At 68.4% G+C, this 13401-nt stretch carries 15 protein-coding genes; 14 read left to right on the top strand and 1 reads right to left on the bottom strand.

From position 1 onward, the window contains the following. Genes JC616_RS18120 through JC616_RS18055 form a run of 14 tightly spaced genes read left to right on the top strand, consistent with a single transcriptional unit; the run spans nt 1 to nt 12857 of the window. A complete protein-coding gene (locus JC616_RS18120; RefSeq protein ID WP_227104663.1) occupies nt 1-360 on the top strand; it encodes a 3-hydroxyacyl-ACP dehydratase FabZ family protein in 360 nt (119 codons plus the stop codon). Further along, entirely contained in the window at nt 357-1106 is a 750-nt protein-coding gene (locus tag JC616_RS18115; protein WP_227104661.1) for a glycosyltransferase family 2 protein, read from the top strand. Before JC616_RS18120 ends, JC616_RS18115 begins: the two co-directional genes overlap by 4 nt. After that, on the top strand, nt 1103-2011 hold the full coding sequence (locus tag JC616_RS18110; protein WP_227104658.1) for an LpxL/LpxP family acyltransferase: 909 nt from the start codon (nt 1103-1105) through the stop codon (nt 2009-2011). The genes JC616_RS18115 and JC616_RS18110 overlap by 4 nt, the downstream gene beginning before the upstream one ends. A gap of 48 nt (nt 2012-2059) precedes the next feature. Further along, nucleotides 2060-3598, top strand: coding sequence for an HAL/PAL/TAL family ammonia-lyase (locus JC616_RS18105; protein ID WP_227108604.1), 1539 nt, complete (start codon nt 2060-2062; stop codon nt 3596-3598). Beyond that, entirely contained in the window at nt 3598-4044 is a 447-nt protein-coding gene (locus JC616_RS18100) for an acyl-CoA thioesterase (RefSeq protein ID WP_227104656.1), read from the top strand. Before JC616_RS18105 ends, JC616_RS18100 begins: the two co-directional genes overlap by 1 nt. A gap of 2 nt (nt 4045-4046) precedes the next feature. Continuing rightward, nucleotides 4047-4676, top strand: a complete 630-nt coding sequence (locus tag JC616_RS18095) for a LolA family protein (protein ID WP_227104655.1) — start codon at nt 4047-4049, stop codon at nt 4674-4676. Next, nucleotides 4676-7021, top strand: coding sequence for an MMPL family transporter (locus JC616_RS18090; RefSeq protein WP_227104653.1), 2346 nt, complete (start codon nt 4676-4678; stop codon nt 7019-7021). Before JC616_RS18095 ends, JC616_RS18090 begins: the two co-directional genes overlap by 1 nt. Beyond that, nucleotides 7015-7566: a DUF3261 domain-containing protein gene (locus tag JC616_RS18085; RefSeq protein WP_227104651.1), complete on the top strand. Its 552-nt coding sequence runs from the start codon at nt 7015-7017 to the stop codon at nt 7564-7566. The genes JC616_RS18090 and JC616_RS18085 overlap by 7 nt, the downstream gene beginning before the upstream one ends. Beyond that, nucleotides 7563-8744 carry a beta-ketoacyl-[acyl-carrier-protein] synthase family protein gene (locus tag JC616_RS18080; RefSeq protein WP_227104649.1) on the top strand — a complete coding sequence of 394 codons (1182 nt, stop codon included), beginning with the start codon at nt 7563-7565 and terminating at the stop codon, nt 8742-8744. The genes JC616_RS18085 and JC616_RS18080 overlap by 4 nt, the downstream gene beginning before the upstream one ends. Beyond that, nucleotides 8741-9199, top strand: a complete 459-nt coding sequence (locus tag JC616_RS18075) for an ApeP family dehydratase (RefSeq protein WP_227104646.1) — start codon at nt 8741-8743, stop codon at nt 9197-9199. Before JC616_RS18080 ends, JC616_RS18075 begins: the two co-directional genes overlap by 4 nt. Then, nucleotides 9196-9921, top strand: coding sequence for a 3-ketoacyl-ACP reductase FabG2 (locus JC616_RS18070; RefSeq protein ID WP_227104645.1), 726 nt, complete (start codon nt 9196-9198; stop codon nt 9919-9921). The genes JC616_RS18075 and JC616_RS18070 overlap by 4 nt, the downstream gene beginning before the upstream one ends. Further along, nucleotides 9921-11144, top strand: coding sequence for a beta-ketoacyl-ACP synthase (locus JC616_RS18065; RefSeq protein ID WP_319792905.1), 1224 nt, complete (start codon nt 9921-9923; stop codon nt 11142-11144). The genes JC616_RS18070 and JC616_RS18065 overlap by 1 nt, the downstream gene beginning before the upstream one ends. Before the next feature lie 19 nt (nt 11145-11163). Further along, nucleotides 11164-11631: a hypothetical protein gene (locus JC616_RS18060; protein WP_166451958.1), complete on the top strand. Its 468-nt coding sequence runs from the start codon at nt 11164-11166 to the stop codon at nt 11629-11631. Between the two features lie 2 nt (nt 11632-11633). Beyond that, nucleotides 11634-12857, top strand: coding sequence for a beta-ketoacyl synthase N-terminal-like domain-containing protein (locus tag JC616_RS18055; protein WP_227104643.1), 1224 nt, complete (start codon nt 11634-11636; stop codon nt 12855-12857). A 15-nt stretch (nt 12858-12872) separates the two neighbouring features. On the opposite strand, the gene JC616_RS18050 is transcribed toward JC616_RS18055, so the two are convergent. After that, nucleotides 12873-13304: an excinuclease ATPase subunit gene (locus JC616_RS18050; RefSeq protein ID WP_227104641.1), complete on the bottom strand. Its 432-nt coding sequence runs from the start codon at nt 13302-13304 to the stop codon at nt 12873-12875. Between the last annotated feature and the right edge of the window lie 97 nt (nt 13305-13401).

Genomic DNA, 13401 nt, shown 5'->3' with positions numbered 1-13401 from the left:
ATGACCCCCTCGCAGGCTTTCACGCCCCCTTATTCCGTGTTGGAACAGACGGAGGACGCCTGCCGCGTGTCCATCCCGCTGGCGGCGGACGCGGCCTGCTTTGACGGCCATTTTCCCGGCTTCCCGGTACTGCCCGGCGTGGTGCAGCTGCATTGGGTGGCGCGCATCGCCGCCCGGACCCTGGGCAGCGCCGGCGTTTTCGCCGGCATGGATCAGATCAAATTCACCGGCATCGTCCGGCCGGGCGACGCCTTGGAACTGGTGTTGCAACTGGACGCGGCCAATGGCCGCCTGAATTTCGTCTATGAAGTGGCGGGCCGGAAAATGTCTTCCGGCCGGCTGCGGATGCAAGCGCAATGAGCTTCCGTCCCTGTCTGATCATTCCCTGCTACAACCACGGCTCCACCATGGGCGGAGTCTTGGAGCGGCTGCGGCCTTACGGCGTGCCCGCCTGGGTGGTGGACGACGGCAGCGAGGAACCCACCCGGCAGACGCTGGAGGCGCTGGCGCGCGCGGAGCCCTGGGTGCGTCTGCTGCGTTTGCCGCGCAACGGCGGCAAGGGCGCCGCGGTCATGCATGCGATGCGGCTGGCTTACCGAGAAGGCTACAGCCATGCTTTGCAAGTGGACGCGGACGGTCAGCACGCGTTGAGCGACGTGCCGCGTTTTTTGGCGCGGGCGGCGGAGCGGCCCGACGCGGTGATCGCCGGCCGTCCCTTGTACGACGCCAGCGTGCCCAAAGCTCGTCTATACGGCCGCTATCTGACCCATTTCTGGGTCTGGATTGAAACGCTGTCCTTCGATATCGCCGACTCCATGTGCGGCTTCCGCTGCTACCCGCTGGCGGCGACGGAGGCCTTGCTGCGGCGAACCCGCATTCCGCGGCGGATGGATTTCGACATCGAGATCATCGTACGTCTGCATTGGGCCGGCGCGCCGGTGCTCAATCTGCCGACCAGGGTGACGTATCCGAGCGGCGGCCTCTCCCATTTCGACGCCCTGCGCGACAATGCCCGCATCAGCCTGATGCACACCCGGCTGGCCTTGGGCATGCTGCCGCGCGCGCCGCGCTTGCTGCGCCGTCGCTGGCGCGAGGCGCGCGCATGAGCTGGGCGGCCACCGCGGAGCGCGGCTCGCTGCTGGGCATGAAAATCCTGCTGGGCTTCTACCGCCTGCTGGGCGCGCGCTCGGTGCGGCTGCTGCTCTATCCCATCGTCGCCTATTTCTTTCTCACCGGCCGCGCCGCGCGCGCCGCCTCAAGGGATTTTCTGCGGCGCGCGCGCGCCGCCGACGGCGATCCGTCGCCCGTCCGCGCGCGGGACGTCTACCGCCATCTCTACAGCTTCGCCGAAGCCGCCGCCGACAAAATGGCGGCCTGGGCCGGAGGCCTGCCGCCGGAGGCGGTGGCGGCGCCGGGCAGCGACGATATGCGGGCGCTGTTGGCGAGCGGGCGCGGGGCGCTGCTGGTGGGCTCGCACCTGGGCAATCTGGAAATGTGCCGGGCGCTGGGACACGCGGCCGGCGCGCGCCGGGTCAACGCCGTGGTCTACACCCGGCACGCCGCGCGGTTTTCCCGTTTGCTGGCGGCGGCCAGCGGCGACTACGCCGTCAACCTGATCCAGGTGCAGGACATGGGCGTGGACACCGCCATCCTGCTCAAGGACAAGATAGACAACGGCGAGTGGGTGGTGATCGTCGGCGACCGCACCCCGGCCAGCGACAACGGACGAGTGCAGCGCGCCGAGTTCCTGGGCGGCTCCGCCGCCTTCGCGGAAGGGCCGTGGATTCTGGCCAGCCTGCTGGAGTGTCCGGTCTATTTGCTGTTCTGCCTCAAACGGCAGCGGCGTTACCACATTACGCTGGAGCCGTTCGAGGAACGGCTCCGCCTGCCGCGCCGCGAGCGCGGCGAGGCCCTGCGGCGGACGATTCAGCGTTACGCCGATCGCCTGGCCTGGCATGCGCGGCGCTCGCCGCTGCAATGGTTCAATTTTTACGATTTCTGGCGCGCTTAGCCGGAAGCGACAGCTGCCGCGTGGCGCGGCGAGAAAGAGTCCGTAGTGATGAAGAGCAAGGAGGCGCTCAGCGTGGGCGCCGGACGTTTGACGATTGAAGACGTGTGCGCGGCGGCGCAGGGACAAGTGCAAGTGGAGTTGGCCGGCGGCGCGTTTCCGGAACGCATCGAACGCGGCGCCGCCTTCCTGGCCGGCCTGCTGGCCGAGGGCGGCGAAGTCTACGGCGTCAACACCGGTTACGGCGACAACTGTACGGTGACGATTCCCGCCGCGCTGGTGGCGGAGCTGCCGCTGCATCTGACGCGCTACCACGGCTGCGGCCTGGGCGACTACCTGGATGAAGCGTCCACGCGCGCGGTGCTGCTGGCCCGGCTCAACTCCCTGTCCCAGGGCGTGTCCGGCGTACGCTGGCTATTGCTGCAAAGACTGGCCGCCTTGCTGCGGCACGATGTGCTGCCGCTGATTCCGGCCGAGGGCTCGGTGGGCGCCAGCGGCGATTTGACGCCGCTGTCCTATGTGGCCGCCGTCTTGTGCGGCGAGCGCGAAGTGCGCTACCGGGGCCAAGTGCGGCCGGCGGCGGCGGTGCTGGCCGAACTGGACCTGCCGCCGTTGACGCTGGCGCCGAAAGAAGGGCTGGCCTTGATGAACGGCACGGCGGTGATGACCGGCCTGGCCTGCCTGGCCTTCGCCCGCGCCGAATACCTGACCCGGCTGAGCGCGCGGCTGACCGCGCTGTCCTGCCTGGCCTTGAAAGGCAATCGCGGTCATTTCGCGCCGGAGCTGTTCGCGGTCAAGCCGCATGAAGGCCAGAACCAGGTGGCCGCCTGGATCTACGCCGATCTGGACGACGGCGGCGAAGCGCGCGAACAGATCCGCCTGCAAGACCGTTACTCCATCCGTTGCGCGCCGCACGTCATCGGCGTGCTGCGCGACGCCTTGCCCTGGCTGCGCCGCGACATCGAGAACGAACTGAACAGCGCCAACGACAACCCCATCATCGATCCGGACCTGGAGCGGGTGTTGCACGGCGGCCATTTCTACGGCGGCCATATCGCTTTCGCCATGGACGGCATGAAGAACGCGGTGGCCAATCTGGCCGACCTGATGGACCGGCAACTGGCGCTGCTGGTGGACACCCGCTACAACCACGGCCTGCCGCAGAATCTGTCCGGATCGCGCGGCGAACGGGCCGCGATCAACCACGGCTTCAAGGCGGTGCAGATCACCGCCTCGGCCTGCGCGGCGGAAGCCTTGAAGCTGACCATGCCGGCCTCGGTGTTCTCCCGCTCCACCGAATGCCACAACCAGGACAAGGTCAGCATGGGCACCATCGCCGCGCGCGACGCGCTGCGCGTGTTGCAGCTGACCGAACAAGTGGCGGCCTGCCTGACGCTGGCGGCGGCGCAGGGCGTGCGCTTGCGGCGGCAATCCGGCGAGCTGGATATCAGCCGGCTGCCGCCGGCGCTGGGCGATTTCGTGGCCGAACTGGAGACGCTGTCCCCCTTCCTGGACGAGGACCGCCGCCAAGACGGCGAACTGCGCCTGGCGATAGAGCGGATTCAGCAACGCGCCTGGAGCTTGTATTGATGACGGCGGACCTTAAAGCGGCCGCGTCCTTGCCGGCGGCGGAGATCGAAATCGAGATTCCCTTCCACGACGTGGACGTGCTGCACGTGGCCTGGCACGGTCATTACGTGAAGTACTTCGAACTGGCGCGCACCACGTTGCTGCGCAGCTTCGACTACGACTACCCGCAGATGCGCGATTCCGGCTACGCCTGGCCGGTGACCGAGTGCTATCTGAAATACGTGCGCCCGGCCCGCTACGGCCAGCGGGTGATCGCGCGCGCGCAACTGACGGAATACGAAAACCGCCTCAAGGTGGTTTACCAACTGCGCGACGCCCTCAGCGGCGAAAAACTGACCCAGGGCCACACCGTGCAAGTGGCCTTGGACCTGGCCGACGACATGGCGCTGCAGTTCGTCACGCCGGCGGTGTTGTGGAACAAACTGGGCATCCCATGCGAGGAATGACGATGTTGAAACCGTGGACGCGCCGCGCAGGCGGCTTGCTGGCGCTCTTGCTGGCCGGGCTTGCGCCGCTGGCGCAGGCCGAGGATTTGCTGAGCCAGATTTCCAGAAAGCTGGCGGCGAACTCGGTCTTGCACGCGGATTTCGCGCAGAGCCGGCAGATGGCCGCCTTGAAAAAGCCGCTGCAGTTGTCCGGACGCATGGTGTTGTCGCGTGAAAACGGCGTGATCTGGTCCATCGTCAAACCGTATCAACTGGGCTATGTGATGACGCCCAAGGGCGTGAGCGAACTGCTGCCCGACGGCAGCCGCCGCGAGCGGGCCAGCCGCGACATCCCCGGCATCGGCTCGGTGGAAGGCTTGTTCCGCGGCTTGCTGGCCGGGGACAGGAATTTGCTGCAACAGCACTTCGCGGTGGAGGCCAAGGGCAGTCCCGCCGCCTGGACCCTGTTGCTGAAGCCCAAGCCGGGGCCTTTGCAAAAAGGCCTGGGCGCGGTGGAGCTTTCCGGCGCCGCGCAGCTGGAACGTGTGTCGCTGACCGAGCCCGGCGGCGACAGCACGCAGATCCGCTTCAGCCGGATTGATGCGCAAAGCCCGCTGAGCGCCGAGGAAAGCCGCTTGCTGGGAGGGCGTTGATGCGCAAGCGCTTTTATGGTTGGCTGGCGCTGATGCTGCTGTGCCTGGCCTCGCTGCTGCCCTATCTGGGGCGGCCCTTGCCGGTGCAGACCAATATGCTGGCGATGCTGCCGGACGACGCGCGCCAACCCGAGGTGGAGCGCGCCTTGGCGCAACTGGCGGCCAAGGCGGGCGAGCGCCTGGTGGTGATGGTGGGGCATCGCGATCCGGCCCAGGCCAGCCGCCTGGCGGAACAGGCGGCCGCCCGGCTGCGCGCCCTGCCGGCCTTGCGCTCGGTGCAAGGGAAAATAGGCGACCTTGACCCGGCGCGCCTGTTGCGGCCTTACGCCCCTTACCGCCACGGCCTGTTGACCGACGCCGACCGCGAGGGGCTGAGGCAAAACCCGCAAGCGTATCTGGAAACCCTGTTGCTGCGTCGCTTGAGCCTGCCGGGACAGGGCGCTTTCGGCCTGCCGCTGGCGGAGGATCCCTTCGGCCTGTTCGGCAATGTGTTGGCCGCGCTGCCTATGGCCAAGTCGTCGTTGCAGATCAAGGACGGCTGGCTGGCGACGGAGCGAGACGGCGTGTCCTGGCGCTTGCTGAGCGCGCCCTTGAACGGCGACGCTTACGATCCGGCGCTGCAGCAAGTCCTGAGCCGCGAAGTGGCGGAACTGCGCACGCTGGCGGAGGCCGGCGGCGGCCAGCTGGCCGCCACCGGCGCGGTGCTGTTCGCCGGCGAGGCGCGCGGCGGCGCCGAAGCGGAAATGAACAGGATAGGCAGCGTGTCGATGGCGGCCGTCATCGGCCTGATGTTGCTGGTGTTCCGCCGGCTGCGCCATCTGGCCTTGTCCGGCGCGGTGATCGCCGCGGGCACGCTGACGGCGGTGGCCGCCACCCTGGCGGTGTACGGCCAGTTGCACTTGCTGACCCTGGTGATGGGCGCCAGCCTGATCGGCGTGGCGATAGACTACTCGACCCATCTGTTCGCCAGCCAGTTGCAAGACGGGCCGGATTGGGACGTGGAGCGAGCGCTGGCCGCCATTCATCCGGCCATCCGCATGGGGCTGCTGACCACCTTGCTGGGCTACGGCGCGCTGGCTCTGCTGCCGTTTCCGGGGCTGCGCCAGATCGCCTTCTTCTCCAGCGCCGGCCTGGTCGGCGCCTATCTGACCGTGCTGTGGTGCGTGCCTTGCTTTGTGCGTCAGGCCGCGCCGGCGTCGGCGCGGGGCATTCTGCCGCCGATAGGCCGCGCTTTCGACCGTTACTGCCAATTCATGCGCGGCCGCCGCCTGGCCGCGCTCTTGCTGGCGCTGGGCGCGCTGTCGCTGCCGGGGCTGGCCCGATTGCAGGCGGACGACGATGTGCATCAGTTGATTCGGCCCTCGGCTGAACTGCTGGCGCAGGAACACTTGATTCGAGAGCTGGCGGGGCAGGGCAATAGCCGCCAGTTCTTCCTGCTGGAAGCGCCCAGCGAAGCCGCCTTGCTGCGCCTGGGCCGGCAGTTGGACGGCCGCCTAGACGCCTTGGTGAGCGCCGGTCAGCTGCAAGGCTATCAATCCTTGTCCAGCTTGCTGCCGCCGCCGGAGCGGCAACAGGCCGACCACGCGCTGCTGCAAGACGCGATGCGACGCGCCGGCCGGCAAGTGCTGCAGGACGCCGGCGTGCGCGACGAGATCGCCGGCGGCTATCTGGCCGGCCTGGCGCGGCCGGGGCCGTCCTTGACGGCGGAAACGCTGCTGGCTCAGCCGCTGGCCGCGCCGCTGCGCCACCTGTGGCTGGGGCGGCACGACGGAGCCTGGCGCATGGCGGTGATGCCGGGCGACTTCCGCAAGCTGGACGCTTTGCGGCAAGCGGCGCAAGGGCTGGACGGCGTCACGCTGGTGGACAAGGCCGCCAGCGTGTCCGAACTGTTCCGCCAGTTTCGCGAAGCCTCCACGCTGATGTTCGCGCTGTCGCTGCTGGCCATCGTGGCGCTGATGCAGCGCCGTTACGGCTGGCGGCGCGCGCTGCTCTTGGCCGCTCCGGTCAGCCTGGCGGTGCTGTTCACCCTGGGCGCGCTGGGCTGGCTGGGCGTGAGCGCCAATCTTTTCGTCGTGCTCGGCTTCCTGATGGTGCTGGGCGTGGGCGTGGACTACGCGATCTTCGTGGAAGAGGGCCGCCGTCATCATCAGCAGGCGGCGTTGCTGGCGGTGGGGCTGTCGGCCTTGACCACCTTGCTGTCCTTCGGCTTGCTGGCCGCGAGCGCCACCCCCGCGGTCAGCAGCTTTGGTTTGACTCAATTGATAGGCGTGGGCCTGGCGGTGCTGCTGGCGCCTATGGTGACCCTGTTCAAGACCGGGGACGCGGGAAGGGCCGAGCCATGTTGAAACTGCTGCCCCTGCTGTTCTTGCTCGCCGCTTGCGCCGGCGGCGGCCATTGCGTCCGCCTGCCGCAAACCCCGGCCTACTGTCTGCGGCAACCCGCCGAGACTTATAACGCCAGCCAGTTGGTGACGGCGAGCGGCAGCGGTTTTCGCGAACTGTCCTTGCTGCAGCTGGAGGCCGATGGGCAGCGGCTGTCGCTGGCGGCCTTGTCGCCGTTGGGCCAGCCCTTGCTGAGCGCCGGCTGGGACGGCCAACGCTGGAGCGCGAGCTCGCCGTTCGGCCGCCGGGTCAGCGACCAGGGGCCGGCGATGCTGGCCCTGGCGCAATGGCTGCACCTGCCCGAGGCCGCCGTTCTGGACGGCTTCGGCCGCGCGCCCGCCTGGTGGCTGCACGCGGCGGACGGCCAGCGTCGGCTGATGAACGGCGACCAAACCTTGCTGATCGACGCGCCGACGCCCAAGGGGCGGCGCGTCCGGCTGCCGCAACTGGGCATGACGCTGGAGATCGAATCCTTGGCGGCGATGGCGCCGGAGGCGGAGGCTCAATGACGGTTTATCTGAACGAATTGGCGATGATCAACGCGCTGGGCCGCGAGCTGCCGGAGATCCACCGGCGCTTGCTGGCCGGCGACTGCGGCGGCATGTGCGAGGAGGCCGGCGCGGTGGTGGGCCGGGTGGCGGGCGCGCTGCCGGAGATCCCGGCGGAGCTGGCCCGCTACGACAGCCGAAACAACCGGCTGCTCCTGGCCGCGCTGGAGCCCTTGCGCGCTCGCGTGGAGGCGCTGGCCGCGCGCTACGGGCGTCATCGGATCGGCGTGGTGCTGGGCACCAGCACCTCGGGCATCCTGGAGACGGAGCTGGCGGTCGCCGCCGAGGCGGCCGGGCAGGCGCGGCCGGAGCGCTACGATTACGCACAGCAGGAAATGGGCAGCCCGGCCTTGTTCCTGGCCGAGCTGTTGCGGCTGGACGGCGTCGCCTATGTGGTCTCCACCGCTTGCTCTTCCAGCGCCAAGGCGGTGGCCGCCGCCGCCCGCTTGTTGTCGCAAGGGCTGTGCGACGCGGTGATTTGCGGCGGGGCGGACAGCCTGTGCCAGCTGACCCGGCAGGGCTTCGCCGCCCTGGAGTCCGTCAGTCCCGTCTTGTGCCAGCCGATGAGCGCGCGACGCCGCGGCATCAATATCGGCGAGGGCGCCGCCTTGTTCATCGCCAGCCGCGAGCCGGGCCCGGTGGCCTTGCTGGGCTACGGCGAAAGCAGCGACGCCTGGCATATGTCGTCGCCGCACCCGGAAGGCCGCGGCGCGGAGGAGGCGATGCGGCGGGCCTTGCGAATGGCCGGCGCGGAGGCGGCCCAGGTGGGGTACGTGAATCTGCACGGTACGGCCACCGTCAAGAATGATGAAATGGAAAGTCTGGCGATGCGGCGGGTGTTTCCCGACGGCGTGCCGGCCAGTTCCACCAAGCCCTTGGTCGGCCACCTGCTGGGGGCCGCCGGCGCCACCGAGCTGGGCTTCGGCTGGCTGGTGCTGAGCGACAGCCGGCGCCGGCTGCCGCCGCATGTCTGGGACGGCGCGGCGGACCCGGCCCTGCCGGCGCTGAAACTGACGCAAGCCGGCGCTGCGCTGCCCGCGGGGCGGCCGCTGGTGATGAGCAACTCTTACGCCTTTGGCGGCAATAACGTGTCGCTGTTGCTGGCGGCAACAGCGACGGACGAGAACGAACACGCATGATGTTACCGGCTATCACCGAAGTCTTGCCGCACCGCGGCGGCATGTTGCTGCTGGAGGCGGTGCAACGCTACGACAGCGCAGGCCTGGAGGCGCGCGCCACGCCGGACGCGGCGGCATGGTACGCGGACGCCGCCGGCGATATGCCGGCCTACATCGGCATCGAACTGATGGCCCAGGCGGTGGCCGCCTGGGTGGGCCTGACGGCGCGCCAGGCGGGGCTGCCGGTCAAGCAGGGCGTGCTGTTGGGCACGCGTCGTTACCAGCCGGCCTGCGCGGCGTTCGCCGCCGGGCGGCCGCTGCGGGTGACCGCCAGCCCGGTCTATCGCGACGAGTCCGGCATGGGGTCCTTCCTGTGCGAGATCGCCTGCGGCGAAGACCGGCTGGCCGAGGCCACCATCAATGTGTTCGAACCGGAAGATTTCGCCTTATTTCTGCAGGAAAGCAGCGCACAATGAAAAAAAGAATCCTGATCACCGGATCCAGCCGGGGCATAGGCCGGGCAGTGGCCTTGCAACTGGCGAGAGACGGCTTCGACGTGGCCATCCACTGTCGCAGCCGCCGTGAAGAAGCGGAGGCCGTGGCAGCGGCCGCCCGCGCGGAGGGCGCGGCGGCGACGCTGATGCAATTCGACGTCAACGACCGCGAGGCCGCGCGCGCGGCCATCGAAGCGGACATCGCCGCCAACGGCGCGTTCTGGGGCGTGGTGCTGAACGCGGGCGTGACCCGCGACAACGCCTTCCCGGCGCTGGAGGGCGAAGACTGGGACCTGGTGGTGAACACCTCGCTGGCCGGTTTCTACAATGTGACCCATCCGCTGATCATGCCCATGGTCCGCGCCCGCAGCGGCGGCCGCGTCGTCACCCTGTCCTCCGTCTCCGGCGTGATGGGCAACCGCGGGCAAGTGAATTACAGCGCGGCCAAGGCGGGCCTGATCGGCGCCACCAAGGCGCTGGCGGTGGAACTGGCCAGCCGCAAGATCACGGTGAACTGCGTGGCGCCGGGCCTGATCGACACCGATATCCTGGAGGGCGCTCCGGTGGAAGAGGCCCTGAAGATGGTGCCGATGAACCGGGTGGGGCGGCCGGAGGAAGTGGCCGCCCTGGTGGCCTTCCTGATGTCCGACGGCGCCGCCTACATCACCCGCCAGGTGATAGGCGTGAACGGAGGCATTGTCTGATGCGCCGCGTCGTGATCACCGGCATGGCGGGCATCACCAGCCTGGGCCATGACTGGCCCGCCATCGCGGCCAAGATCCGGGCCGGCCGCAACGGCGTGCGCGCCATGCCGGAGTGGGACGGCTTTCCGGATTTGAACACCCGCCTGGGCGCGCCGGTGGACGACTTCGCGCTGCCGGCCCACTATCCGCGCAAGATGTCCCGCGCGATGGGACGAGTGGCGCAAATGGCGGTGTGCGCCACCGAATGCGCCCTGCTGGACGCCGGCCTGCTGCAAGACCCCTGCATCAAGGACGGCCGCATGGGCGTGGCCTACGGCTCCTCGTCCGGCAGCGTGGCACCGATACAGGCCTTCGGCCAGATGTTGGCCACCGGCTCCATGGCCGGCGTCACCTCCACCAGCTACATCCAGATGATGAGCCACACCGCTGCGGTCAATATCGGCTTGTACTTCGGTCTGACCGGGCGGGTGATTCCCACTGCCAGCGCCTGTACTTCCGGCAGCCAGGCCTTGGGCTACGCTTACGAAACCATACGTTTCGGCCGCTGCGACATGATGATAGCCGGCGGCGCGGAGGAAATGTCGGCCGGCGGCGCGGCGGTGTTCGACACCTTGTACGCCACCAGCCAGCGCAACGACGAGCCGGCGCATACGCCGCGGCCCTTCGACCGCGACCGAGACGGCCTGGTGGTGGGCGAGGGCGCTTGCACCCTGGTGCTGGAGGAACGCGAGCACGCGCTGGCGCGCGGCGCCGCCATCTATGCCGAAATCTGCGGCTTCGGCACCAATTCCGACGGCAGCCACATCACCCAGCCGGAAGCGCCGACCATGGCGCGCGCGATGCGGCTGGCGCTGGACGACGCCGGCCTGTCCGCCGGCGCGATAGGCTACGTCAACGCCCACGGCACCGCCACCGACCGCGGCGACATCGCGGAAACCCAGGCCACCGCCGCCGTGCTGGGGCGGGCGCCGATCAGCTCGCTGAAAAGCTATTTCGGCCACACCCTGGGCGCCTGCGGCGCGCTGGAAGTGTGGCTGACGGTGGAAATGCTGCGTGAAGGCTGGCTGGCGCCCACACTGAACCTGGACCGGGTGGACCCCGCCTGCGGCGAACTGGACTACCTGACCGGGGCCATCCGCCGGGCCGATGTCGAATACGCGATGAGCAACAACTTCGCCTTCGGCGGCATCAACACATCCCTGATTTTGAAACAGGCCGGTTAAAGCGGCCAGGAGAGAAAACATGCGTCAACTACGCGCTTATATTGCAGCCCTGCTTTTGGCGATGACCGCCGTTTCCGCGCAGGCCGCGCCGGCCAGCGTGCCGGTGCGCGACGTGACCGACCAACTGGTGGCGCGCATGGACGGCAAGCCGATGACCGCGGACATGCTGCGTCGCGCCATCATCGCCGGCGCCGGCAGCAAGGGCTGGGTGGTGGTGGCCGACGGCGAAGGCAAGCTGCTGGCCAGCCTGGATGTGCGCGGCAAGCATCAGGCCAAGGTGGCCATCAGCTACGGCGCGGACCGCTACAGCGTCAAATACCTGTCCGCCAACAACCTGAACGTGGAAACCAAGAGCGAGAACAAAAACTATAGCGGCGCCGCGGAAAAAGCGCCGGTAGGCACCGTGCTGATCCACCCCAACTACAACCGCTGGGTCTCCATCATGGTGCAAGAGATCCAGGCGTCGGCCAACCAGATCGCGCCTTGAACATGAAGCGTCGCGTCGTCGTCAGCGGCTATGGTCTGGCCAGCCCCATCGGCAACGATGAGGCAACGGCGCTGACGGCCTTGCGCAACGGCCGCAGCGGCGTCGCCGCGCGGCCGGATTTCGCCGAGCTTGGCATGAGCAGCCGGGCGGCCGGCGCGCCGCGCCGCGACGACATCGCCTTGCCGCCGCGCAAGCTGCAACGCTTCATGGCGGACGCGGCCCTGTACGGCTGGCACGCCGCCCAGCAGGCGATTGCCCATGCGCGGCTGCCGGCTTCCGTCCTGCAACACCCGCGCACCGGCCTGGTCGTCGGTTCCGGTGTGGGCTCCACGGCCAAGCTGAGCGAGGCGATGGCGATTCTGGCCAGCCGCGGCATTCACCGGCTGACGCCTTATTACGTGCCGCAGATCATGGGCAACACCGTATCCGCCAATCTGGCCACCCATCTGGGCGTCCAGGGGCTCAGCCTGGGCGTGACCTCCGCCTGCGCCACCTCCGCGCACGCCATCGGCTACGCTTTCGAACAGATTCAGTTCGGCAAACAGGATGTGATGCTGGCGGGCGGAGCGGAGGAAGTGAGCTGGCAATCCGCGGTGCTGTTCGACGTGATGGGCGTGCTGGCCGACGGCGACGCGTCGACGCCGGACACCGCGTCTCGTCCTTATCACGCGGACCGCGACGGCTTCGTCATCGCCGGCGGCGCGGGCGTGCTGGTGTTGGAGGCGCTGGAACACGCGCTGGCGCGCAAAGCCCCCATCATCGCCGAACTGTCCGGTTACGCCGCCTGCAGCGATGGACACAGCATGGTGGCGCCCAGCGGCGCGGGCGCAGAGCGCTGCATGCGGCTGGCGCTGGCGGACGCCGGTCTGGAACGGGTGGACTACATCAATACCCACGCCACCGGCACGCCGCAAGGGGACCGCGTCGAAATCGAGGCCGTCCGGGCCGTGTTCGGCGCCGAGGCCGTGCCCGCCTTCTCCTCCACCAAGGGCCTGACCGGCCACGCGATCGCGGCGGCCGGCGCAATGGAAGCCATCTTCAGCTTGCAGATGATGCGCCATGGCTTTGTCGCCGCCTCGCCGCAATACGGCGAGCTGGACGATTGCCTGGCCGGCCTGCCGTTCGTTCGGCACGCTCGGCCGGCCCAGTTGGACAGCGTGCTGTGCAACAGCTTTGGTTTCGGCGGAGCCAACGCCTGTCTGGTGTTCTCTCGCGCGGGGCTTTGAGGCCCCGCTTCAGGCTTACTTGAGCACTTGCGCCTTCAGCGCCACGCCCGCCATCAAGAAGCCGCTGCCGCACATATACTCCTTGGCGTTGCTGATCTCCTCAGACTTGTAATAACTGCGGATATTGACCACGGCGGAGCCGCCTTCCTTGCGCGCGCGCTCCTGGAACTCCAGCAGCGCGGAAATGAAGGCGCGCTGGCAGGCGGCGGCGTTGTCCTTGCCGAAGCTATTGGTCTTTTTATTGCTCACCCATTCGCCCAGCACCTTGCCTTTGCCGCCGCGGGCAAAGCGAAAGGCGATGTTAGGGTCCAGCTTTTCCTTGGCCAGATCGCTGTTCAGCGCGTCTTCGATGGACAGCATCAGTTTTTCATCCGCGGCGTGGGCGACGGCGGGCAGCGCCAGCGCGCAGGCCAGCAGCAGAGGGGCGATTCGTTTGTGCAGAGTCATGGGTTTGGCGATTCGGCTGTTAAGAGGCTGATAAACGACGCCGGCGGCGCGTCTGCCGCGCCGCCGCGTCGAATCGAGGCCCCGCAGTGTACTCGCG

This window comes from Chromobacterium rhizoryzae (assembly GCF_020544465.1).
In the GTDB taxonomy this organism is placed as follows: domain Bacteria; phylum Pseudomonadota; class Gammaproteobacteria; order Burkholderiales; family Chromobacteriaceae; genus Chromobacterium.
Note: the sequence above shows the minus strand (reverse complement) of the source record. Positions and strands in the feature narration are given on the sequence as shown.